The organism is Kribbella sp. NBC_01505 (assembly GCF_045040285.1).
Lineage (GTDB): Bacteria > Actinomycetota > Actinomycetes > Propionibacteriales > Kribbellaceae > Kribbella.
This window is the reverse complement of the sequence record NZ_CP109425.1, coordinates 5894183-5915460: the sequence shown is the minus strand read 5'-3', so window position 1 is coordinate 5915460 and position 21278 is coordinate 5894183. Positions and strand designations below refer to the sequence as shown.

The 21278-nt window shown below is 67.6% G+C and carries 23 protein-coding genes and 1 tRNA gene; 7 read left to right on the top strand and 17 right to left on the bottom strand.

Annotated elements, in window-relative coordinates:
- Positions 1 to 8 precede the first annotated feature (8 nt).
- The 4 genes from OG474_RS27990 to OG474_RS27975 form a co-directional block, all read right to left on the bottom strand.
- Positions 9 to 1313 carry a D-arabinono-1,4-lactone oxidase gene (locus OG474_RS27990; protein ID WP_405056563.1) on the bottom strand — a complete coding sequence of 435 codons (1305 nt, stop codon included), beginning with the start codon at positions 1311 to 1313 and terminating at the stop codon, positions 9 to 11.
- A complete protein-coding gene (locus OG474_RS27985) occupies positions 1310 to 2467 on the bottom strand; it encodes an amino acid deaminase/aldolase (RefSeq protein WP_405056562.1) in 1158 nt (385 codons plus the stop codon). The genes OG474_RS27990 and OG474_RS27985 overlap by 4 nt, the downstream gene beginning before the upstream one ends.
- A gap of 63 nt (positions 2468 to 2530) precedes the next feature.
- A complete protein-coding gene (dapC, locus tag OG474_RS27980; RefSeq protein ID WP_405056561.1) occupies positions 2531 to 3637 on the bottom strand; it encodes a succinyldiaminopimelate transaminase in 1107 nt (368 codons plus the stop codon).
- Positions 3634 to 4137 carry a MarR family winged helix-turn-helix transcriptional regulator gene (locus OG474_RS27975; RefSeq protein WP_405056560.1) on the bottom strand — a complete coding sequence of 168 codons (504 nt, stop codon included), beginning with the start codon at positions 4135 to 4137 and terminating at the stop codon, positions 3634 to 3636. The genes dapC and OG474_RS27975 overlap by 4 nt, the downstream gene beginning before the upstream one ends.
- Before the next feature lie 87 nt (positions 4138 to 4224).
- On the opposite strand from OG474_RS27975, the gene OG474_RS27970 reads away from it, so the two are divergent.
- Together OG474_RS27970 and OG474_RS27965 are read left to right on the top strand one after the other, a co-directional pair.
- Positions 4225 to 4602, top strand: coding sequence for a DoxX family protein (locus OG474_RS27970; RefSeq protein WP_405056559.1), 378 nt, complete (start codon positions 4225 to 4227; stop codon positions 4600 to 4602).
- A 13-nt stretch (positions 4603 to 4615) separates the two neighbouring features.
- Positions 4616 to 5644 carry an FAD-dependent oxidoreductase gene (locus OG474_RS27965; protein WP_405056558.1) on the top strand — a complete coding sequence of 343 codons (1029 nt, stop codon included), beginning with the start codon at positions 4616 to 4618 and terminating at the stop codon, positions 5642 to 5644.
- On the opposite strand, the gene OG474_RS27960 is transcribed toward OG474_RS27965, so the two are convergent.
- From OG474_RS27960 to OG474_RS27935, 6 genes are read right to left on the bottom strand one after another with little or no spacing between them, the layout of a single operon-like run.
- Positions 5635 to 5928 carry a GroES family chaperonin gene (locus OG474_RS27960; protein WP_391543269.1) on the bottom strand — a complete coding sequence of 98 codons (294 nt, stop codon included), beginning with the start codon at positions 5926 to 5928 and terminating at the stop codon, positions 5635 to 5637. The two genes, OG474_RS27965 and OG474_RS27960, sit on opposite strands and share 10 nt — an antisense overlap.
- 41 nt (positions 5929 to 5969) lie before the next feature.
- Positions 5970 to 6233: a DUF3618 domain-containing protein gene (locus OG474_RS27955; protein ID WP_405056557.1), complete on the bottom strand. Its 264-nt coding sequence runs from the start codon at positions 6231 to 6233 to the stop codon at positions 5970 to 5972.
- 17 nt (positions 6234 to 6250) lie between these two features.
- A complete protein-coding gene (locus tag OG474_RS27950) occupies positions 6251 to 7294 on the bottom strand; it encodes a glucose 1-dehydrogenase (protein ID WP_405056556.1) in 1044 nt (347 codons plus the stop codon).
- Positions 7295 to 7298: 4 nt separating this feature from the next.
- Positions 7299 to 8141: a transglutaminase domain-containing protein gene (locus tag OG474_RS27945; RefSeq protein ID WP_405056555.1), complete on the bottom strand. Its 843-nt coding sequence runs from the start codon at positions 8139 to 8141 to the stop codon at positions 7299 to 7301.
- On the bottom strand, positions 8138 to 9082 hold the full coding sequence (locus OG474_RS27940) for an alpha-E domain-containing protein (protein ID WP_405056554.1): 945 nt from the start codon (positions 9080 to 9082) through the stop codon (positions 8138 to 8140). Before OG474_RS27940 ends, OG474_RS27945 begins: the two co-directional genes overlap by 4 nt.
- A gap of 16 nt (positions 9083 to 9098) precedes the next feature.
- Positions 9099 to 10604, bottom strand: coding sequence for a circularly permuted type 2 ATP-grasp protein (locus tag OG474_RS27935; RefSeq protein ID WP_405064622.1), 1506 nt, complete (start codon positions 10602 to 10604; stop codon positions 9099 to 9101).
- Positions 10605 to 10812: 208 nt separating this feature from the next.
- Here OG474_RS27935 and bcp point away from each other — a divergent pair, with 208 nt between their 5' ends.
- The 3 genes from bcp to OG474_RS27920 all read left to right on the top strand — a co-directional run bounded on the left by bcp (position 10813) and on the right by OG474_RS27920 (position 13371).
- Positions 10813 to 11280 carry a thioredoxin-dependent thiol peroxidase gene (bcp, locus tag OG474_RS27930; protein WP_405056553.1) on the top strand — a complete coding sequence of 156 codons (468 nt, stop codon included), beginning with the start codon at positions 10813 to 10815 and terminating at the stop codon, positions 11278 to 11280.
- A 303-nt stretch (positions 11281 to 11583) separates the two neighbouring features.
- The gene (locus OG474_RS27925) at positions 11584 to 13242 is read left to right on the top strand and encodes a substrate-binding domain-containing protein (protein WP_405056552.1); all 1659 of its coding nucleotides are present in this window, start codon (positions 11584 to 11586) and stop codon (positions 13240 to 13242) included.
- A 48-nt stretch (positions 13243 to 13290) separates the two neighbouring features.
- A tRNA-Leu gene (locus tag OG474_RS27920) sits at positions 13291 to 13371 on the top strand.
- A 6-nt stretch (positions 13372 to 13377) separates the two neighbouring features.
- Here OG474_RS27920 and OG474_RS27915 read toward each other — a convergent pair.
- Positions 13378 to 13812, bottom strand: a complete 435-nt coding sequence (locus OG474_RS27915; protein ID WP_405056551.1) for a VOC family protein — start codon at positions 13810 to 13812, stop codon at positions 13378 to 13380.
- Positions 13813 to 13855: 43 nt separating this feature from the next.
- Between OG474_RS27915 and OG474_RS27910 the strand changes: the two genes are divergently transcribed.
- Together OG474_RS27910 and OG474_RS27905 are read left to right on the top strand one after the other, a co-directional pair.
- On the top strand, positions 13856 to 15091 hold the full coding sequence (locus OG474_RS27910) for an RNA polymerase sigma factor (protein ID WP_405056550.1): 1236 nt from the start codon (positions 13856 to 13858) through the stop codon (positions 15089 to 15091).
- 228 nt (positions 15092 to 15319) lie between these two features.
- Positions 15320 to 16444 carry an IS701 family transposase gene (locus OG474_RS27905; RefSeq protein WP_405056549.1) on the top strand — a complete coding sequence of 375 codons (1125 nt, stop codon included), beginning with the start codon at positions 15320 to 15322 and terminating at the stop codon, positions 16442 to 16444.
- Here the strand turns inward: OG474_RS27905 and OG474_RS27900 are convergent.
- The 6 genes from OG474_RS27900 to OG474_RS27875 form a co-directional block, all read right to left on the bottom strand.
- Positions 16441 to 17226, bottom strand: coding sequence for a maleate cis-trans isomerase (locus OG474_RS27900; RefSeq protein ID WP_405056548.1), 786 nt, complete (start codon positions 17224 to 17226; stop codon positions 16441 to 16443). The genes OG474_RS27905 and OG474_RS27900 overlap by 4 nt on opposite strands.
- Entirely contained in the window at positions 17226 to 17885 is a 660-nt protein-coding gene (locus OG474_RS27895; protein WP_405056547.1) for a transglutaminase family protein, read from the bottom strand. Before OG474_RS27895 ends, OG474_RS27900 begins: the two co-directional genes overlap by 1 nt.
- A 9-nt stretch (positions 17886 to 17894) precedes the next feature.
- On the bottom strand, positions 17895 to 19013 hold the full coding sequence (locus tag OG474_RS27890; RefSeq protein WP_405056546.1) for an acyl-CoA dehydrogenase family protein: 1119 nt from the start codon (positions 19011 to 19013) through the stop codon (positions 17895 to 17897).
- A gap of 77 nt (positions 19014 to 19090) precedes the next feature.
- Positions 19091 to 19465: an ectoine synthase gene (locus OG474_RS27885; RefSeq protein WP_405056545.1), complete on the bottom strand. Its 375-nt coding sequence runs from the start codon at positions 19463 to 19465 to the stop codon at positions 19091 to 19093.
- 17 nt (positions 19466 to 19482) lie between these two features.
- On the bottom strand, positions 19483 to 19749 hold the full coding sequence (locus OG474_RS27880) for an acyl carrier protein (protein WP_405056544.1): 267 nt from the start codon (positions 19747 to 19749) through the stop codon (positions 19483 to 19485).
- A complete protein-coding gene (locus OG474_RS27875; protein WP_405056543.1) occupies positions 19746 to 21170 on the bottom strand; it encodes an AMP-binding protein in 1425 nt (474 codons plus the stop codon). The genes OG474_RS27880 and OG474_RS27875 overlap by 4 nt, the downstream gene beginning before the upstream one ends.
- Positions 21171 to 21278 lie beyond the last annotated feature (108 nt).

Sequence of the window (21278 nt, the reverse complement as noted above, 5' to 3'; positions counted from 1 at the left end):
AATGCAACCTAGCCGCCGAAGATCTTCCGGGTGTAGGGGTTGCTGAAGGTGTGCCCGGGATCGACCCGGTCGCGGACGGCGACGAAGTCGTCGAAGTGCGGGTAGACGGCGCGCAGGTCCTCGGCGCCGAGCGTGTGCATCTTGCCCCAGTGCGGACGGCCTTGGTACTCGGAGACGATGCGCTCGAACGCCTCGAAGTAGATGTCGTGCGGCAGCCGGTGGTACTGGTGGATCGCGATGTACGCCGTGTCGCGGCCGGAGGCGGTCGACAGCCAGATGTCGTCGGCCGCGGCGACCCGGACCTCGATCGGGAACGGCAGGTGGTGCCCCGAGTCGTCGATCCAGTCGCGCAGTCGGCGCAGCACCTCGACCACGTGCTCCCGCGGTACGGCGTACTCGGACTCGCGGAACAACACGTTGCGCTCGGAGACGAACACCTTGTACGACGCGTCGACGTACTCGCGAGCGGACAACGCGCGGGTCGCCAGCCGGTTGATGCGGGGAACCAGCGCCGGTCGCCGCATCGCCAGGCGGTTGGTGAGCTCGAAGACGCGGTTCGAGAGGAGTTCGTCGTCGATCCAGCCGCGGATCGCGCCGACGGGCGCCGCGGCGACACCTTCGGCGACCCGGTTGTTGCGCTTGGTCAGCGCGACGTCGGTGTGCGGGAACCAGTAGAACTCGAAGTGATCGTTGCCATCGGCAAGCTCATCGAAGCCGTCCAGCACGTCGGCGAGCGGGAGCGGCATCTCCTGCGCCCGCAGCAGGAACGCCGGGACCGTCTGCAGCGTGATCGCGCTGATCACCCCGAGCGCACCGACCCCGACCCGGGCGGCGTTGAAGACGTCGGCGTTCTCCTCCGGGGAGCAGTGCAGGACCGACCCGTCCGCCGTGACCAGGTCGAGCGCGGCGATCTGGGTCGCGATCCCACCGAGCCGGGCGCCGGTCCCGTGCGTCCCGGTCGAGATCGCGCCGGCAACGGTCTGCTTGTCGATGTCGCCGAGGTTCGCCATCGCGAGGTCGAAGGAGGCCAGCCCGGCGTTCAGCTTGCGCAGACCGGTCCCCGCACCGACGGTCACCCGGCCGGACTCCTGGTCGGCGTTGGTGATCGCAGCCAGCCCATCAAGCCGAACCATCACCTGCTCCGGCACGGCACACCCGGTGAACGAGTGCCCAGCACCGACAGCCTTGAGCTTCTTGCCCTGGTCAGCCGCAGCCTTCACCGAAGCAGCCAACTCATCAACCGACCCGGGCCGCAGAACCTCTACGCCCGTCGCGACCTCGGTCCCCGACCAGTTCCGCCACGTACTACTCATCCGAAGTTCCGCCCCTCACCTCGGTACGTCTTCAGCTCGGTCAGTTGGTCGCCGTCGATGGCGTGGACCGTCTCGAATCGCTCGAACATCTCCCCCGCCTTCGCGTAGCGCATCCAGACCCGATCTCCAAGATGCAGCCCATCGGCGGACTTGCCAAGGACCGGAGTCTGCACTTCTCCGGCACCTTCCGTGCCCAGCAGCTTCAGACCGGCCGGCCAAGCAGGCATCGGCAGCCGCGACTTCTTCGCCGGCCCGGACGCGACGTACCCGCCGCCGAACAGGGTGGCGATCCGCGGGGCAGGACGCCGTACGACGTCGAGTGCGTACGCGACCGCGGGCTCGGGCTGGAACACGTCGTACTTGTCGAACAGCGTCGGCCCGTAGAGACCGGAGCCGGCGGTGACCTCGGTGACGACCGGATCGGCGCTGCTGATCTCCAGGCTGCCGGTGCCACCGCTGTTGACGATCCGCAACGCTGCGAGCTGCTTGACCGCGTCCACGACCGCACCGCGCCGGTCGGCAAGCTCAGCGGCCGAACGACGCTTCACCCAGCGCACGGCCGGGGACGTGTCGGGCAGACCAGCGATCTGCGCCTCGTAGAACATCACACCGGCCAGCTCGAAGGCGTCATCCGCGACGACCTGACGCGCCAGCCCAGCCACGTCTTCCGGGGTGCGGAGCGGCGATCGCCGTACGCCGAGGTGCTGGCCGAAGACACGCAGTGAGGCGTCCACGTCGAGCGCGACCTGGATCCTGGCGCCACCGCCACCGGTCACCGACCGAACAAACGCCAGGTGCTCGGGCGAGTCGATCATCAGCGTGATCTTCGCGGCGGCCTCGGGGTTGCCGGCCAGCTCCCGCAGCGCGGTGCGATGCGTGGTCGGGTAGCCGAGCAGGATGTCGTCGACACCGTTCTCCGCCAGCCAGAGCGCCTCGACGAGCGAGTAGCCCATCACGCCGTGGAACCCGGGCCGCTCCAGCGCGGCCGCGAGCAGCTCACGGCACCGCACCGATTTGGACGCGATCCGGATCGGCGTCCCCGCCGCACGGCGGACCAGGTCGTCCGCGTTCCGCCGGAACGCGGCCAGATCCACCACCGCGAACGGCGCGTCCAGGCCCGCCGTCAGTCGTCCGTACCGCTCGAACTCAGCCATCTTTGGAGTGTAAGCCAAGAAATACTGAAAGGTAATACACGTTTTGAATCAGGGCTAGTTGCATCAAGGGTGCAATCGGGCAGCGGCCGCCTCGACGCGCTCGTCGGTACCGGTCAGCGCGACACGGACGTGATGGTCGGCGGCCGGGCTGTAGAAGGTGCCGGGCGCGACCAGGATGCCGTGGTCGGCCAGCGCGGCCACCGAGGCGTAGGAGTCGTACGTCGGGTGGTCGGCCCAGAGATAGAGGCCACCGTTGGACAGGGTGATGTTCCAGCCCGCCGCAGTGAGCGCCTCGCGGAGGAGGGTCCGGCGGCGGAGGTACCGCTCGCGCTGCTCCTCTACATGGACGTCATCGGCGAAGGCGGCGGCCATGGCTGCCTGGATCGGTGACGGGACCATCAGCCCGGCGTGCTTGCGGACTGCGAGCAGCTCAGCGACCACAGTCTCGTCGCCGGCGACGAATCCACCCCGATAGCCGGCCAGATTGGAGCGCTTGGAGAGGGAGTGCACCGCAAGCAGGTTGTCGAAGCTCCCACCGCAGATGTCCGGGTGCAGCACCGACATCGGCTTCTCGTCCCAGCCGAACTCGGCATAGCACTCGTCACTCACCAGCAGTACGTCGTTCGCCCGCGCCCACTCGACTGCCCGCCGCAGGTCGTCAGCGGGGGTGATCTGACCAGACGGGTTGCGGGGCGAGTTCAGATAGGCGATCCGGACCGGACCGGCGTCGTACGCGGTCGGATCCGCGACGGGCACGCTGGTCGCGCGCACCAGCGCCGCACCGGCCTCGTACGTCGGGTAGGCCAGGTCTGGGATCAGCACAGTGTCCCCGGCGCCGACACCCAGCAGGGTCGGCAGCATCATGATCAGCTCTTTGGTCCCGATGACCGGCAGCACGCCGTGCTGCGGGTCCACGTCGACCACACCGAGCCGCCGTGCCAACCAGTCAACCGCGGACTGCCGCGCTGACGACGTACCGAGAGTGGTCGGGTACGCCGGGGCGTTCGCTGCGTCAGCCAGCGCCTTCTGCACCAGTGCGGGCACCGGGTCGACCGGACTGCCCACGGAGAGGTCGACGATGCCGTCCGGATGGGCGGCCGCCTTGGCCTTGTAAGGGGCGAGCTTGTCCCACGGGAAGTCTGGCAACCGGCTGGAGGTCTCGAATTTCACCCACCCATTGTCGCTCGCCCGCCGGGGCAGTCCTGATCGGGATCGACTCGAGCCATGATCTGGTCGGCGATCGTCCGCAACTGGACCAACTGCTCGGGGGAAAGCGCGTCGATCACGAACTCGCGGACGGCGCCAACATGCCCGGGGGCCGCGGTCACCACGAATGCATACCCGCTGTCGGTCAGCGTGGCGACGGTGATGCGGCCGTCGTCCTCCGCGGTCCGCCGTACGACGAAGCCGCGGTTCTCGAGCCGCTTGACCACATGGGACAGGCGGGACAGCGAACCGTTGGCGAATCCGGCCAGATCGCTCATCCGCAGCGACCGGTCCGGCGACTCGGAGAGCCCGGCGAGCACCAGATACTCGAAGTGGGTCAGCCCGGAGTCCCGCTGCAGCTGGTTGTCGAGGACGCCGGGCAGCTTGAAGATCACCCCGACCAGCGACAGCCAGGTCGCGAGCTCGTCCTCGGTGAGCCACCGCGTTTCGGATTCCGACGCCATACCGGCAGTATACGCCGTTACTTGACGCTTCAAGTCTTGCGGCCCTACCTTTGGGTTGAAACATCAACTCATCACTGAGAGTGGGCCATGAACATCTTTCTGTGGATCCTGACCGGAGTCCTGGCGGCCTTCTTCCTGGCGGCCGGCGTGACCAAGCTGAGCCAGTCCCGCGCGAAACTGCTCGAGAGCGGCAACATGAACTGGGTCGAGGATCTGTCCGCCGGCACCGTCAAGCTGATCGGCACGGCCGAACTGCTCGGCGCGATCGGTCTGATCCTGCCGGCGGTCCTGGACATCGCGCCGATCCTGGTCCCGCTGGCCGCGACCGGTCTGGCCGTCATCATGCTGCTCGCGATCATCGTCCACGCCCGGCGCAAGGAGAACCAGCCGATCATCCTGAACGCGGTGATCCTGGTCGTCGCCGTCGTGGTCGCGATCTTCCGGTTCGGCCCGAACAGCTTCTGACGATACTTAGGGGATGACGTACGACGTAGCGGTGGTCGGTGCCGGCGCAATGGGATCGGCCGCAGCGCGGGCGCTGGCTGCCGCCGGCCGCGAGGTCGTCGTACTGGAGCAGTACACGCTCGGCCATGACCGCGGTGGTTCACACGGCGGGACCAGACTGTTCCGCCCCGCCGCTGATGATGCCGAATTGGCTCGGCTGACCGAGCTGGCCCGGCCGCTGTGGCGGGAGCTCGAAGCGGAGTCCGGTGAGACGCTGTTCGAGGTCACCGGCGGTATCGACTTCGGTGTCACCGACGAGACCGTCGAGGCCTTCAGATCGTTGCATGCGGCAACGGGTGAGGTTCTGACTCCCGAAGCCGCGAGCGAGCGCTGGCCCGGCTTCCGCTTCACCACTCCGGTGCTCCACCAGCCGGGCTCCGGCCGCCTGTACGCCGATCGCACGGTCAAGGCGCTGCAGACCACGGCTGCTCGGCTCGGGGCCGAGTTCCGCAGCCAGTCCCCGGTCACGGCAGTCCGGCGCCACAACGGCTTGGTGGAGCTCGACGTACCGGGTGGGGCTGTCAAGGCGGCACAGGTCGTGGTGACCGCCGGTTGCTGGGCTCCGAAGCTGGTGAGCGGTCTGGTGGAACTACCGCCGTTCAGAGTGACGCAGGAGCAGCCGCGCTTCTTCACTCCGGTCTCAGCGGACCTGACCTGGCCGAGCTTCGTGGATCAGAGTGCGAGCAGCTATGGCTTGTTCGAAGCCGGCTCTGGCGTCAAGGTCGGTCTGCACGCCACCGGGCCGGAGGTGGACCCGGACACCCGCGACTTTCAGGTGGAGCCCGAGCGCGACGCCGAACTGGTCCGGTACGTCGAGTCCACGTTCCCCGGCCTGGACACCAGCCGCACGACGGCGATCAGCTGCCTCTACGACAACACGCCGGATGCGGCATGGTTCATCAAGAGGTCCGGCCCGATCACCGTGGCCGCAGGTTTCAGCGGCTCCGGGTTCAAGTTCGTACCGCTGGTCGGGCAGCTCGTGCGCGACCTGGTTCAGAGATAGAGGCCGGTCTGACCGTCTTCGAGGCGGTTGGCGGCGACCGCGTGCAGGTCGCGCTCGCGGAGCAGGATGTAGTCGTCGCCGCGCACCTCGACCTCGGCGCGGTCCTCCGGGTCGAACAGGACCCGGTCGTCGACCTCGACGGTCCGCACGTTGGCGCCGATCGCGACAACCTTCGCCCAGGCCATCCGGCGGCCCATCTGCGCGGTGGCCGGGATCAGGATGCCGGCTGACGACTTGCGCTCGCCCTCGACCTCCGCGGAAACCAGGACGCGGTCGTGCAGCATCCGGATCGGCAGCTTGTCGTCGGAGAGCTTCTTACGAGGAGTCACCGGCGTCCCACCAGGCGACGGATCACCAGCAGCACAGCGACGGCGCCGACGACCGCACCGGCGACCGCGACCAGCTTCTGGGTGCGCAGCTGGCCGGTCTCGTCGAAGACCTGCGACCTGGCCTGCTCGACCTGCCGCTTGGCCACGTTCTTCGGGTGGGCCCGGTCGACCAGCTCGTCCACGGTCGAGGCCAGCCTGGCCCGGGTGGCGGCGATGTCCGCCTCGATCTGCTCGGCGGTGCGAGCCTTCGTGTCCGACATACCCCCATCTTCGCAGGTCAGGCCCGCAAGTCCACGACCACCTTGATGTCGTCCGGCTCACGCACCAGCGCGGACGGCCAGTCCGAGAGCGGTACGGTCCGGGTGATCAGGCGGCGCAGCCACTCCGGATCGGCCGCCCGCAGCACGTCCACAGCGTCCGCGTAGTGCCGCTTGGCGGCGTTCACGACCCCGAACACCGCCACGTTGCGCACCACGAGCTGCCGGATCAGTGCATCGAGCTGCACGTCGATCGACGCGGGTCCTGGCGAGATGCCGACCAGACACATGACTCCGGCCGGTCCCAGCAGCTTGGCGCAGTCGAACACGACCTGTCCGGCCCCCGTCGCCTCGATCACCACATCCGGTACGACGGGCAGGTCGGCGAGGTCGGTGAGATAGCTGGCACCGAGTGCTCGAACCAGCTCCGGCTTGGGCCCGTCCTGCATCCGGTCGAGCACATGAACGTCGTACCCGCGCTGTCTGGCCACCATGGCGGCGAGGAGACCGATCGGACCGGCGCCGGTGATCAGAACGTGCTCCGGGGCGTACCAGGACCGGCTGCCGATCGCGTCGATCTGCTCCCAGCTCTTGGTGAGCACACTGGCGGGTTCCACGAGTACGCCGAGGTCTCCGAGCTCGGCCGGGACCGGTACGGCGAAGTAGGGGTCGACGCGCCAGCGCTCAGCGCCGTACCCGTCCATCTCTTTGATGCCGCGCTCGGTGTAGCGGCCGTTGCGGCAGAAGTCCCATTCACCGCGTGCACAGGCCGGACAGGGCTCAGGGTCGGGTCGGCGAACCACTCCGGCCACCAGATCACCCGGTGCGAATCCAGAGCCGGCAGGTGCCTCCAGGACTCGACCGAGTGACTCATGACCGATGACTAGTTGGTCAGCGCCCGGCCGACCGGTTCCGAAGTGACCTGACACCAACTCGAGGTCGGTCCCGCAGATACCTGTCAGCAGGCCTTCCACCAGGACCGATCCGTCCGCGACCGGCGGCTCTGTGGCCTCCCCGACTCGCGCTGAGTCAGGCTTCCCCGGTGTGATGGTCATTGCCCGCATGGGCTCAGGCTAACCGGGTCATGTCCACTGTCACCTCGATGGCCGTGGCCGCGCCGCCCGAGTAGATGCCCTTCAACGGAGACACATCGGCGTAGTCACGACCAGTGGCGACCCAGACGTGCCGGTGACCGATCGGAATGTCGTTGGTCGGGTCGAATCCCCACCACTCCCCGGTCCAGGCCTCGATCCACGCATGGCTCTCGCCGACGACCGTTTCGCCCACCGCCGCGTTCGGCTTGGTGTGCAGGTAGCCGGAGACGTAGCGGGTCGGGACACCGACAGCACGCAGCATGGCGAGCGTGAGGTGCGCATAGTCCTGACACACGCCCTCACGGGCTTGCCACGCGTCGATTGCCGACGAGTGCACGCCGGTGGTGCCGCGCTGGTACTTGAGCGTGTCGTGCACCCACTTGGACACCGCGAGCACAGTCTCCTGCGGCGTCCGGCCCTTGCGCAGCTCCCGAGCCACACTGGCCAGCTCCCGGTGCTTCGGAACGTAGGTGGTGAATTCGAGGTACTCGGCGTACAGATCGATGCACTCCGGCGACCGCACCTGGGTCCAGGCCGCGTCGACCGCAGGAAGTGGCTGTCCGGTCGTCTCGACCACAGAGGCCGCGACGACCTTCAGCTCGGTGTGCGGAGTGAACACGTCGAAGGCAGTGACCTCAGTGCCCCAGTAGTCCGTGTACTTGTAGGCACGGGTCGCCGGGACTGTCTCCAGCCGCGAAACCATCAGGTTCTGCCGGTCGTCACTGCGCGGAGTGAGCCGGGCCTCGTTGTAGGACTGGGCCACCGCACTCGAGTACCGGTAGCCAGTCGTGTGCACAACCCGCAGACGCCATTTCACAGGTTGACCCCCGCGTTGTTCCACTCAATCCAAGGCACGGTGTGGAAGTACTGACGAGACACTGCCTCGCCGACATCGCGCACCGTGGTCTGCAGCGCCTGCAGGCGACCAGTGAGGTCGTCCAGCAACTCAGCCGGCTGCAGGAACTCCAGATCGCTGCGCGCCTTCCCCAGTAGGCGTGACGCCTCCGCACCGGTACCGATGCGAGCTGTAGGACCGCGGTCGAGCTCCTCCAGACAGGCTTCGGCCTGCAGCAGCGCGTGGAACGCCGACCGCGGAAAGAGCCGGTCCAAGAGCAGGAACTGCACGACCCGCGACGCGTCCAGTGCACCGCGATAGGTCCGCAGATACGTGTCATGCGCACCCGCGGAACGCAGTACCGTCACCCAGCCCGGAGACGTCGGCTTGTCGCCCACTCGGGACATCAGCAGCCGGACGATCATGTCGACCCGCTCCACTGACCGCCCGAGCACCAGGAACCGCCAGCCGTCGTCACGGCTCATCGTGGAGTCGGCCAGCCCGGCGAACATCGCCGCCCGGTCCTCCACGAACGTCAGGAACCCGTGCGGCCCCATCCGCCGCGCAGCTCGCTGCCGCTCCGGTACGGCGTTCCAGGTGGCGTTGATGCACTCCCAGAGCTCGCTCGACACCACCTCACGCGCGACGCGGGTGTTCTCCCGGGCACTGGAGATCGACGAGCTGATCGACCCCGTCTCCGGTGACATGGCGACCAGCTCGGTCAGCCCCCACACGTCCAGCGGTGCACCGTCCGGCGGATTGATACCGAGGACATGGAGCAGCGTCCGGCTGGCCGTGTCCGCATCCACCGAGGCGTCCTCGAGCAGTTGGTGGACGGAGACATCGAGAATCCGTGCGGTGTCGTCCGCGCGTTCGACGTACCGGCCGATCCAGTACAGCGATTCGGCGTTGCGTGCGAGCATCGTCAGCACCTCCCCATCACTGTTGCTGCTGCTGGGCGATATTGAGTTCCGGACCGCGCTCCGGAGTGGATGCTTCCTCCGACGTGACACCAGCCGCGCCGAGCCCTGGACCGCCGAGCTCGGAGATCGCTGCGGAGGCGCGGGGTGCCAGCACCCAGGTGTCCTTGGAGCCACCACCCTGCGACGAGTTGACGATCAGACTGCCCTCGGGAATCGCCACTCTGGTCAGTCCGCCCGGCAGTACGAAGACGGAGTCGCCGTCGTTCACCGCGAACGGCCGCAGGTCCACATGCCGAGGCTGAAGCCGCTCACCGACCTTGGTCGGCACAGTCGACAGCTGTACGACGGGCTGCGCGATCCAGCCGCGTGGATTCGACTTGATCCGGCGCCGCTGGGCCTGCAGCTCCTTGGGCGAGGCATCTGGTCCGAAGACGATGCCATAGCCGCCAGAACCCTCGACGGGCTTGGTGACCAGCTCGTCGAGCCGGTCCAGCACCTCATCGTGTTCAGCAGGCAGCCAGCAGCGGAAGGTGTCCACGTTGGGCAGCAGCGGGGCTTCACCGAGGTAGTACTTCAAGATCTCCGGCAGGTAGGTGTAGACGAGCTTGTCGTCGCCGACGCCGTTCCCGACCGCGTTGGCGATCACCACGTTGCCTGCTCGGGCCGCGTTCATCAGGCCCGCGACACCGAGGACAGAGTCCGGTTCGAAGTGCACCGGGTCGAGGAAGTCGTCATCGATGCGCCGGTAGATCACATCGACCCGCTGCTCGCCCTCGGTGGTCCGCAGGTAGATGACGTTGTTCCGGGCGAACAGGTCGCGCCCCTCGACCAGCTCGACACCCATCTGTCGCGCCAGTAGCGAGTGCTCGAAGTACGCCGAGTTGAAGACACCCGGCGTCAGTACGACGACGTTCGGGTCGGTGGCACCCGGTGGAGCCGAAGCGCGGAGTGATCTGAGCAGGTGGACCGCGTAGTCGCCCACCGGTCGCACACGGTGTTTGGCGAACAGGTCCGGGAACACCCGCGCCATGGTGCGCCGGTTCTCCATCACGTACGACACCCCGGACGGACTGCGCAGGTTGTCCTCCAGCACTCTGAAGTCACCCTGCTCGTCGCGGACCACGTCGATGCCGGCCACGTGGATGCGGACGCCGTTCGGCGGAACGATGCCGGCCGCCTGCCGGTGGAAGTGTTCACACGAGGTGATCAGCCGGCGCGGCAGCACGCCGTCCTTGACGATCCGCTGGTCGCCATAGATGTCCGCCAGGAACGCCTCCAGCCCGCGGACCCGCTGCACGATCCCGCGCTCCAGCCGGGCCCACTCCGACGCGGTGATGACCCGCGGCACCAGATCCAGCGGGAACGGCCGCTCCTCGCCGGACAGGCTGAACGTGATGCCCTGATCGACCAGAGCCCGGTCCAGCGCCTCGGACCGCGCCGTCAGGTCACCCGGGCGCAGTGGGCTGAGCGAGTCGTGCAGCCGCTTGTACGCCGGTCGCACCCCGTCGACAGGGTCGAACATCTCGTCGTACGCGGACGCATGCGGACGACGCGGGTCGAGGTACCCAGCGAACAGCTCCGCGGGGCGGTGGGATGCGCGGGTCATGTCCGCATCCTCACCCACACACGCCATGTCCGCACCTGGAACTGTGGGCCTCCCCCCGGCGAGGTGGTCAGAGTTTTCACGCACGTAACATTGGCGGCATCTCACTCGATCCGTGGAGGGCCTGATGTCCGAGCGTTTGTCCGTCGGCGATGCCGCACCTGATTTCACCCTCCAGGATGCCGACGGCAACGAGGTGGCCCTGAAGGATCTGCGCGGCAAGAACCTGATCGTGTACTTCTACCCGGCCGCGATGACGCCGGGCTGCACCAAGCAGGCCTGCGACTTCCGCGACTCGCTCGACTCCCTGCAGGCCGCCGGGTACGCCGTACTCGGGATCTCCCCGGACAAGCCGGCCAAGCTGGCGAAGTTCCGTGAGCGCGACGGCGTGACGTTCCCGCTGCTCAGCGACCCGGAGAAGGAGACGCTGACCGCGTACGGCGCCTTCGGTGAGAAGACCATGTACGGGAAGAAGGTGACCGGGGTGATCCGGTCGACGTTCGTGGTCGACCCGGACGGCAAGATCGCGGTCGCCCAGTACAACGTGAAGGCGACCGGCCACGTCGCCAAGCTACGGCGCGATCTGGGGCTGTGAAAGCGCGTAGCTGATTCACCACAGAGAGACACTCCTCGGAGGGAAACCTTCGACCGTTTCACGCAAGTGGTCCAGAGACCGATCCGCGAGCTGTGATCTGCATCACAGCGTCTGTTGAGCGGACCGGAACTGCTGCATTACCGACTGTGAGATTTCCCGCTTTCCTGAGAACGAGCAGTACTCCGAAGACCGTTGCAGTCTTCCGGAGGGCTTGTTTCGGTTCGTTGCGAACTTCGCCCTGACCTGCCCAAACCGGGTACTGTGCGCGCGCAGTGAGCCTCTGGGAGGGAGGGACCAACCGCGATGGGAAAGCATTCCTCTGCGGTAACGCGAAGTAACACCAGCAACAACAACCGCCGACCGGTGTACATCACCGCGGTCGGCCTACTGGTGCTGGCGATCGGCGGCGTCTTCGTCGTGCGGTCCTTCGGTTCGGAGTCGGGCGCCGACGGAATTCTCGGCGGCAAGGCCTGCGACGACCCCGCCCAGGTCAAGCTGACCACCACACCGGAACTACAGCCCTCTTTGGAGACCGCGGCCAAGTCGCTGGCCACCAAGGGCGGTAAGAACGGCGTCCCGTGCCTGCAGTTCACGATCACGGCGACCCCGGCGGCCTCCGTCGCCCGCGACCTCGCGAACGGCAGCGACAACCGGCCCGACCTCTGGATCCCGGACTCGTCGCTGTGGATCTCGCAGGCCGACGACGGCGAGTCCGTGCCGTCGATCGCCGTACCGTCGATCGCGAGCTCGCCGATGGTCCTGGTCGGCAAGAACACGAACTTCGCCGACACCTCGTCCTGGCTGCGGGCCTTCGCCGGCGCGCGACCGGCCCTGCTCGACCCCTTGGGTACGTCGCCCGGCGCGCTGTCGCTGCTGGCGATCCAGGCCGAGCGGCAGAAGACCTCGACCCCGGACACCGCGGTCAACGGCGTCATCGTGCCGCTCGCCCAGACGCTCGGCTCGATGGCCAAGCCGTACACGGACGTGAACGCGCTCTTCGGCCGCGCGGCCCAGGACGGCAGCACGGTCATCGTGCCGGCCTCGGAGCAGGCGTTCGTGAAGTATCAGGAAGAGCACCCCGAGGGCGGGCTCAAGGCGATCATGCCGGCCACCGGCACGCTCTCGCTCGACTACCCGATCGTGGTCACGGCCAAGGCCGACACCACGAAGGTCAGCGAGGCGGGCAAGGCCCTCGGCGCCGAGATGCTCGAGGACGCCGCCAGCCAGTCCCGTGAGCAGGCCGGTTTCCGCGACCAGCTGCTCGGCCAGCTCAGCGGCGGTCGTGGCGTCGGCGAGGTCGACCAGCTCCCGAAGCCGAACGGCGACACGATCGAGCGCACCCTCGGCAACTGGAGCCGGCTGTCGCTGTCCACCCACTCGCTCGCGGTGATCGACGTCTCCGGCTCGATGTCGGAGATGGTCAACGGCAAGACCCGGATGCAGCTCACCATCGAGGCGGCCACCGAGGGACTCAAGCTGTTCCCGGACACCGCGTCGCTGGGCCTGTGGACATTCTCCTCGAACATCGGCAACGCAGGCGCCGACTACAACAAGCTGGTTCCGATCAAGCCGCTCTCGGCGAAGCAGCGCCAGACCATCGGCAACGCGCTGAAGGTCCAGAAGCCGATCCCGAACGGCGGCACCGGTCTGTACGAGACCGCGATCGCGGCCGTCCGCGCGGTCCGCGCCGACTACGACGCGACCGCGATCAACTCGATCCTGCTGTTCACCGACGGCAAGAACGACGACAAGGGCAGCGCCGACCTGGACGCGACGGTCCGCAACCTGCAGAGCATCACCGACCCCGACCGCCCGGTCCGGATCATCGCGCTCGGCATGGGCCCCGACGCGAACCCCGACGAGCTCCGCCGCCTGGCCCAGGCCACCGGTGGTCAGTCGTACGTCGCCAAGGACCCCGGCGACCTCCGCCAGGTCTTCATCGACGCCCTGCAGAGCCGCTGAAGCAGCGTGCTCCCCTAGGATGTCTGTCCTAGGGGAGCTTCTTCCTCAGCCAGAGTGGTGGAACGGCAGACACGCCGGCTTTAGGTGCCGGTGCCTTCGGGTGTGCGGGTTCGAGTCCCGCCTCTGGCACAGATCTCAGTCGAGGCAGAATTCGTGGCCCTCGATGTCCTGCATGTTGATGCAGGACTCGTTGACGCCGTCGGCGTACAGGATCTGTCCCTGTACGGCGCCCAGCGCGACCAGGCGGTCGGATTCGGCCTGGAGCGCGGCAAGCCGCTCGTCACCGACGAGTCCGGTGCCGACGCGGATGTCCAGGTGGACGCGGTTCTTGACCACCTTGCCTTCGGGGACCCGCTGGAAGAACAGCCGCGGGCCGACACCGGTGGGGTCGACACACGCGAAGGCCGAGCCCTGCTTGTCGGGCGGCAGCACCTGGCTGAACGCCTCCCAGGACTCGAACCCCTGCGGTGGCGGCGGAACGACGTACCCGAGGGCCTCGCACCAGAACCGGGCGACGCGCTCGGGTTCCGCGCAGTCGAAAGTCACCTGAAACTGCCTGACGGTTGCCATCTGCCCAGCTTATTCGCGCCATTGGTGCATTAGCGTGGTGCGCGTGCAAGCGGATGACCGAGGGGCGAGCGAAGCGATCACTCGGGTTCACCACGAGGAGTGGGCTCGGGTCGTGGCCGGGCTGGCCCGCCGGTACGGCGATCTGGATATCGCCGAGGAGGCTGCGGCCGAGGCGTTCGCGGTGGCCGTGGAGCGCTGGCCGAGTGACGGCGTACCGCCCAATCCCGGCGCCTGGCTGACGACGACCGCGAACCGCAAGGCCATCGACCGGCTCCGGCGGGAAAGCAAACGCGACGACCGGCAGAAGGAGGCCCAGCTGGCGTACGACGAACCTGTCGAGCCTCTGGGCGTGATCGACGACGAGCGGCTCCGGCTGATCTTCACCTGCTGTCATCCGGCGCTCGCACCGGAGACCCGGGTCGCACTGACGCTGCGGATGGTCGGCGGGCTGACCGTGCCGGAGATCGCGCGGGCGTTCCTGGTCCAGGAGACCACGATGGGTCAGCGGATCACCCGGGCGAAGGCGAAGATCAAGGCGGCCCGAATCCCGTACCGGGTGCCTGCCGCCGACGACCTGCCGACGCGCGTGTCCGGCGTACTCGCGGTGCTCTTCCTGGTCTTCAACGAGGGCTATCTGGCGACCGGCCCGGACACCGATCCGGTCCGCCACGAGCTGACCGCCGAGGCGATCCGCCTCACTCGGCTGATCCGCGCGCTGCTCCCCGACGACGGTGAGGTGGCGGGTCTGCTGGGGTTGATGCTGATGACCGAAGCCCGCCGTACGGCGCGAGTCTCGGCCACCGGTGAGCTCGTCCCGCTCGGTGACCAGGACCGCAATGCGTGGGACACCGGATTGATCGCCGAAGGCCACCAACTGGTCCGCGATCGACTGGCATCCGGGATCGCGCCCGGCCGCTATCAGATCCTGGCCGCGGTCAACGCCGTACACACCTCGGCGCGCGACGTCGATGACACCGACTGGTCGCAGATCGTCGCCCTCTACGACCAACTCGTCCGCGTCGATCCGTCGCCGGTCGTGGCCCTCAACCGAGCCATCGCGGTCGCCGAGCTGGACGGCCCCGACGCGGCCCTGGGCACCGTCGATCGACTCGCACCGGCCCTGGCCGGCTACCACGCCTTCCACGCCACCCGGGCCGAGCTGCTCCGCCGGCTGGGCCGCAGCAACGACTCGCGCGCGGCCTACACCCAGGCCATCGACCTGGCCGGCAACACCGCCGAAGCCGCCTACCTGACCCGCCGCCGCGACCAGCTCGAATAGCTATTCAATTCAGGTCGAAGCAGTCGATCCAAACGCTTGCCTGATTGTCCGGACAGTAATCAAGCAATTACCCGGACGGTAACTCGTGTGAGGCTTTGTGAAACTCGAATTGGCAACATGGTGAAGTTGCAGCGAGGTGCCTCTTCGGGCCTAAAAAACATAGCGGACGTTCTTTATTCTCTGAGGGCGCCCACCAGCCCCGGTGGGTCTCAGGGAGGAGATGCCAGCATGGTTGCGCACCCGACCAGCTTCGCCCGATTCACCCACCAGTTGTTCAGCCGAATACCCAGGGCCGATCAGCGGCGCTGGGCCGAGGTCTACGTGCAGGGACTGCTCACGACCCCCGGCAAGAAGACGGTACGGCGGATGGCAGCCGCGGTCACCGATTCCGACACCGCCGCCCAGGCCCTGCATCAGTTCATCAATGCCAGCCCGTGGGAATGGGAGCCGATCCAGACCGAACTCATGCGCTGGGTCGAACGGCAGACCCGGCCGCGGTCGTGGACCCTCGCTCCCGTGGTGCTGCCGAAGCGGGGCGGTCAGTCCTGCGGCGTGCACCGGCGGTTCATCCCGCAGACCGGACGCACCGTCAACTGCCAGGTCGGGGTCGGCTCCTTCCTGTCCTCGGACACCGAGGACCTGCCCGTTGCCTGGACGATGCTGCTGCCCGAGGAGTGGTGCGGCGCCGCGCAGTGCCGACGGGCCCGGATCCCGGGTGAAGCCGTGGTGGCATCGACGACCGCGAGCGTCCTGGATCTGCTCAACGGTCTCCCGCCGCGCCGCGCCCACCGGCCGATGCCGGTCGTGGCGGACCTGGTCGGATACGTCGACACCTGCACGCTGATCCACGGTCTGGTCGAGCGCGGCCACGACTTCGTCATCGCCGTACCGGCCAACCTGCTGCTCCAGCCCGGGAGCCACCTGGCCGCTCGGCAACGTGCCGAAGGTACGCCGATGCGCGCCGAACAGCTCATCGACGAGCGCACCGGCCCCGCCCCGCACGCGACCGGGCTCGCCTATCTGCCGCGCACCCAGACCAGGCCGGGCCTGCAGCGCACCTATCGCCTGTTCGAGTGCCGCGAACACGACCGGGGCCGACCGGGCGGCTTGTGGCTCACGAACATGCCGAACCGGCCGTTCGACGAGCTCCTCGCGCTGGTCGACGGACCAGCCACCGCGGCCGGCGTCATCGGCCGGATGGAACGCGACTTCGGCCTGCGGGACTTCGAGGGCCGCTCGTACCCGGGCTGGCATCACCACATGACGCTGGCGTCCGCGGCGTACACCTATGACCGGCTGGCCGCGTACCACCTACCGGAGCTGGACCGGCCGTACCTGCGCCAGGTCGCCTAGCTCTTGGGCGTGGTGCTGAAGAGGTGGCCGTAGTCGGTGATCTCGGCGGCAACGTGGGCCGCGTCGGCCAGGTGCAAGGCGTGCCACATGAGCACCTGGTTCGCGGTGACCACGTTGAAGCCGAGCTCATCCTCGAGCGGCTTGATGGTTCCGACGGCGCGAATCCCGTTGCCTGCCACGAGAACGGCGTCCGGGTCGCGCTCGGCGACCGTCGTACGGATCCAGGCGGACAGGTTCGTCGGTGTGATCGCCTTCTGGTTCGACGGCAGACCACAGGGCCCGTGATGTACGACGTCGAACCCGAACTCGCGGAAGTAGTCCGCGCCCTGCTCCGACAGGAGGTCGTCGAACCACGGCGGGTTCACGATCGCGATCTTGCGCGCGCCCAGCGCATGGAAGGCCGCGCGCGCCGCCTTGGTCGTGCCGGTGATCGGGAAACCACGGGTGACCGGCGCGAGTCGCTCGTACAGCTCCGCCTCCCCCTTGGCCTTCAGCACATAGCTGGACGAGGTGAAGCCAAGCGCCAAGACATTCAGCGGGCTGGCGGCCACCAACTCCACTGCCTGGTCCAGGTACGGCGGCTCGACGAACGCGCGAACCGGGTCGTGCGGAATCTTCTCGTCCATCTCGCCGCCGGCCCGCATCGCGGCGAAGTGGATCCGCGATCCGTGGATGGACACCGACGCCGGCGCCATCGCCTGCAGCTCGGCCTCGGGGCCGACGTCGGCATGCGGTACGACGACACCGATCCGGATGCCGGCATCCCAGCCATCGTTGATCATCAGAAGGCCACCGAGTTTGCTTCGGCGGCGAGGCTGCCGCCGCTGACGGTTTCGCTGCCGGACAGGAACTTGGGGTGCTTGGCGCGCATGGTCTCGATGACGTAGTCGTACGGGACGTCGTCGTAGCTGCCGTGGTCGACGAGGAACTCCATCGATCCGCCGCTGCCGTGCGGGTGGTAGAGGCTGTCGGAGATCCCGTCGAACTCGAGGGCCTCCATGCCGTACAGCTTGCAGAGCATCTTGTTGAACACCGGCGTGGCCTTGACCCACTTGCCGTTCAGCTGGACCTGGGTCAGGCCGTGGAAGAAGACATCGCCGCCGATGTGTTCGATCAGCCGCGGCGACGCCAGGTGGTTGCGCACATCGCCGTACACCAGGCGGGACGGGATGCCGAGCGCGCGGACCGCGGCCGCGTACACGACGGACTTGTGCAGACAGAAGCCGGACTTCGCCCGTACCGTGCTCGAGGCCTTCAGCCCGTCGGCGGACAGGTCGGCGCCGTACACCTCATAGAAGATGCCGTCCCGTACGGCGTAGTACAGCTCGATCGCGTTAGTGGTCTGGTCTGCCGAGCGGTCCTTGACGGCGTGGTCGATGAAGGCCTGGACCTCGTCGGTTTCGTAGTCCAGGAAGGCGGTTGAACTGGTCAGGTCGATCATGATTGCTCCTCAAAGGCCCATCAGAGTGGCGATGCGGTTGCGCTGGATCTCGGAGCTGCCGGAGTAGATCGTGCCGGCGATGGAGTTGCGCAGCTCGCGCTCCATCCCGAAGTCGGTGAGCACCCCGCGGCCGCCATGGATCTGGACGGCGTCGAGGGCCGTCTGCAAGTTGGCCTCGGACACGATCGTCTTGGTGGCCGCGAGATCGAAGGCTGCGTCCTGCCCGGCCTCGACCTTGGCGCCGGTGTCGGCCAGCCACTTGCGGGCAGTCTCGACGCGCATCTTCATGTCGGCGAGCTTGTGCGAGATCGCCTGGAACTTGCCGATCGGCTGTCCGAACTGGGCGCGTGTCTTGGCGAACTCGACGGTCTCCTCGAGGCGGCGGGTCATTTCGCCGAGGCTGAGGGAGAAACCGAACAGGACCTCGCGCTTCATCACGTAGTCCAGGACAAGGAAGCCGGCGCCGTGGGCGCCGATGCGGTTGCTGGCGGGGATGCGTAGCTCGTCGAAGGAGAGCGTGCCGATCGGGCTGGTGCGCAGGCCGATCTTGTCCATCGTCGGTCCGACGGTCAGCCCGGGTGTGTCAGCTTCGACGAGCAGGGTGGTCAGGCCGAAGGGGCCTGATTTGCCGGTGCGCACGTAGAGGAGGAACAGGTCGGCGATCGGCGCGTTGGTGATGAACATCTTGCTGCCGTTGACCACGTAGTCGTCGCCGTCGCGATGGGCCACGGTGGAGATGTTGATCGCGTCGGAACCACCGGACTCCTCGGTGATCGCGTGCGCGGTGATCAGGTCACCGGCCATGATCTTCGGCAGGTAACGCTTCTTGAGCTCCGGCGTCGCGAACCGCTGCATCGGGATGCCGACGGAGACGATCTGGGTGGAGGTCGAGAAGGACAGGCCGGCGTCCCGTGAGGTGTAGCCGAGCCCTTCGAGCGCGCGCATCGTTCCGGTCAGGCTGTGGCCGCTACCGCCGAAGTCCGGGGCGAACGGGGCCCGCAGAATTCCGGAGTCCTGGATGGCCTTCCACTTGTCCTGCGGAAAGGCACCGGCCGTGTCCGACTCCTGCAGACCGGCGTTGAGCTGATCGGCCCACGGGGTGGCGAGGTGGAAAAGGTCGTCGTTCAATTCGGTGTCCTCGGTTCGGCTGCTGGGTGGCACCTGTCGGTGGTTGCACTGGGCAACCACCGACAAGCCTTGGCGACTCAGTACTGCGAGAAGCCGTCCGGGGACAGGGTGTGCTTCTCGTTGCCGACGATCGGCGGGTTGAAGACCGAGATCAGGTGCAGGTCCTCGTCGTCGGACGCGATCAGGTAGTGCGGGTCGTGTTGGTTGAGGGCGTACATGCTGCCCTCGACGATCTTGTGGCGGGTGCCGTCCTTCTCGACGATCTCGCCTGAGCCGCCGACGCAGAAGCAGGCCTCGAGGTGGGCGCGGTACTGCAGGGCGCTCGTGGTGCCGCGCCGGACCAGCGTGTCGCAGATGGCGAAGCCCATGCCGTCGGCCTCGGTGAGGACGCGGTAGCTGAGGCCGTTGCCCCACTCGACAGGGGCGATGGTGTCAGTGCTGCGGACGATCATTTCGGGACGTGCTCCTTCTACTGGACGGGTACGACGGAGTGGGTCTGGACGAGGTCGACGATCGCGTCGAGGCTGCGGAAGTTGTCCGGGCCGAGATCGACGTCGTCGAAGGAGACCTGGTAGGCCTCGGTGAGGTGCGAGATGAGGCGGATCAGCCCGAGGCTGTCGATGACGCCGGAGTCGATCAGGGCGTAGTCACCGGTCAGGTCGGAGGCGTCCTCGCCGGCCAGGTACTCCGCGACGACATGGGCACGGATCTCGGCGGCGATGTCCTTGCTGGTCACGTCTGGATCTCCTTCATACGGTTGCTCTTGATCAGGTTTCGGTCGGGCTTGCCCGTCGACGTCCGGGGCAGCGGGGTGTCCGTGATGTGCACGGAGGTCGGAATCGCGTGCCGGGGCAGGTGTTCACCGGCGTGGGTCCGCAGCCGCAGGCTGGAGAGCGTGCTGCTGGGATGCCTGCTGACGTGGGCGTGCAGCCGGACGCCGGCCTGTTCGTCGGGCAGCGGTACGACGACCGCCTCGAGCACCTCGGGATGTGCGGCGATCACCTGCTCGACCTCCTGCAGGTTGGTGCGCACCCCGCGGACCTTCACCTGCCAGTCCGCCCGGCCCTGCAGGCTGTACAGGCCGTCGTCATCGCGCGTGACGAGGTCGCCGGTGCGGTAGAACACGCGGCCGTCGAGCTCGACGAAGGCTGCCGCATTCAAGGCAGTGTTGAGATAGCCGGCGGTCTGGAACGGCGTTGCCACCAACAGCTCGCCCGCTTCGCTGACACGGGCTTCGGTGCCGGCGATGGGCCGGCCGATCGGCATCTTGCCGGTCAGCGTGGCGGGGTCGACCTCGTGGATGAACGAGTCGTTGGTCTCGGTGCAGCCGAAGATGTTGTGGAACTTGGCTTTCGGGAAGGCCACACTCACCTGTGGCAGCAGCGAATCCGGCACGCTGTCGCCGGTGAAGATCACCTCGCGGACCGCGGCGAACGCCGTACCGGCCTCGGCCAGCAGGCGGTAGAGCATCGGGACGCCCTGGATGAAGGTGACCTCGTGGGCCTCGACGAGGGCTTGGATGTACGGCGCGTCCGTGGCTCTGCCCTGATCCACCAGGACGACCCGCGCTCCCAGCTGCAGGAACGACCAGATGTCGAGCAGTGCGAGGTCGAAGTTGAGCGGTGCATAGGAGAGCGCGACATCATCCGAGGTGAGCGCGAACTCCTGCGTGGCCCAGGCCGCGAAAGCGTCGAAACCAGCGGGCGCGATCGGCACGATCTTCGGCGTACCGGTGGAACCTGAGGTGGTGAGGAGCAGGCCGGGCGCCGCCTTGGCGAAGCCGGCCGCCTCCACCTCGTCCTGCGGCACCCGGTCGGCGGTCAGGGTGTCGGACGCGGTCAGGATGTGGGTGGCCCGAGCCTGCTGCGCCAGGCGAGCCAGTGCGGCCGCGCCGAGGTCAGGTGCGGGAGCCAGTACGGCGAGGTCCTCGTGGAAGGCGGCGAGGAGCAGCGCGATCGTCTCGGGTGTCTTGTACGCCGGGACGCAGACCGTACTGCCGGCCGGGATCTCGAGCTGGGTCAGCTGACCGCGGTAGGTCTGGGTGAGGTCGATCAGCTCCCCGTACGTGACGGAGCGGTCGTTGAAGACCAGGGCGGTTCGGTGGGGCCGATGGAGGCCGTGAACAGCGACGGCGTCGGCCAGGCAGGGCGATGGCACGGCGGATTCCTCGCGCTAGGGAAAGTCTCTGGACGGGGTATTGCGGTCCAGAAGCTATCCCGCGAGGTACATGCTTGGTCAAGCATCTACATGGCGAAGTCGTAGTGA

Excerpts from the sequence above, each read along its gene's own strand:
- OG474_RS27990 (WP_405056563.1), bottom strand. The coding sequence starts at position 1,313 with ATGAGTAGTACGTGGCGGAACTGGTCGGGGACCGAGGTCGCGACGGGC.
- OG474_RS27985 (WP_405056562.1), bottom strand. The coding sequence starts at position 2,467 with ATGGCTGAGTTCGAGCGGTACGGACGACTGACGGCGGGCCTGGACGCG.
- OG474_RS27975 (WP_405056560.1), bottom strand. The coding sequence starts at position 4,137 with ATGGCGTCGGAATCCGAAACGCGGTGGCTCACCGAGGACGAGCTCGCG.
- OG474_RS27970 (WP_405056559.1), top strand. The coding sequence starts at position 4,225 with ATGAACATCTTTCTGTGGATCCTGACCGGAGTCCTGGCGGCCTTCTTC.
- OG474_RS27965 (WP_405056558.1), top strand. The coding sequence starts at position 4,616 with ATGACGTACGACGTAGCGGTGGTCGGTGCCGGCGCAATGGGATCGGCC.
- OG474_RS27960 (WP_391543269.1), bottom strand. The coding sequence starts at position 5,928 with ATGCTGCACGACCGCGTCCTGGTTTCCGCGGAGGTCGAGGGCGAGCGC.
- OG474_RS27955 (WP_405056557.1), bottom strand. The coding sequence starts at position 6,233 with ATGTCGGACACGAAGGCTCGCACCGCCGAGCAGATCGAGGCGGACATC.
- OG474_RS27950 (WP_405056556.1), bottom strand. The coding sequence starts at position 7,294 with ATGCGGGCAATGACCATCACACCGGGGAAGCCTGACTCAGCGCGAGTC.
- OG474_RS27940 (WP_405056554.1), bottom strand. The coding sequence starts at position 9,082 with ATGCTCGCACGCAACGCCGAATCGCTGTACTGGATCGGCCGGTACGTC.
- OG474_RS27935 (WP_405064622.1), bottom strand. The coding sequence starts at position 10,604 with ATGTTCGACCCTGTCGACGGGGTGCGACCGGCGTACAAGCGGCTGCAC.
- bcp (WP_405056553.1), top strand. The coding sequence starts at position 10,813 with ATGTCCGAGCGTTTGTCCGTCGGCGATGCCGCACCTGATTTCACCCTC.
- OG474_RS27925 (WP_405056552.1), top strand. The coding sequence starts at position 11,584 with ATGGGAAAGCATTCCTCTGCGGTAACGCGAAGTAACACCAGCAACAAC.
- OG474_RS27915 (WP_405056551.1), bottom strand. The coding sequence starts at position 13,812 with ATGGCAACCGTCAGGCAGTTTCAGGTGACTTTCGACTGCGCGGAACCC.
- OG474_RS27905 (WP_405056549.1), top strand. The coding sequence starts at position 15,320 with ATGGTTGCGCACCCGACCAGCTTCGCCCGATTCACCCACCAGTTGTTC.
- OG474_RS27900 (WP_405056548.1), bottom strand. The coding sequence starts at position 17,226 with ATGATCAACGATGGCTGGGATGCCGGCATCCGGATCGGTGTCGTCGTA.
- OG474_RS27895 (WP_405056547.1), bottom strand. The coding sequence starts at position 17,885 with ATGATCGACCTGACCAGTTCAACCGCCTTCCTGGACTACGAAACCGAC.
- OG474_RS27885 (WP_405056545.1), bottom strand. The coding sequence starts at position 19,465 with ATGATCGTCCGCAGCACTGACACCATCGCCCCTGTCGAGTGGGGCAAC.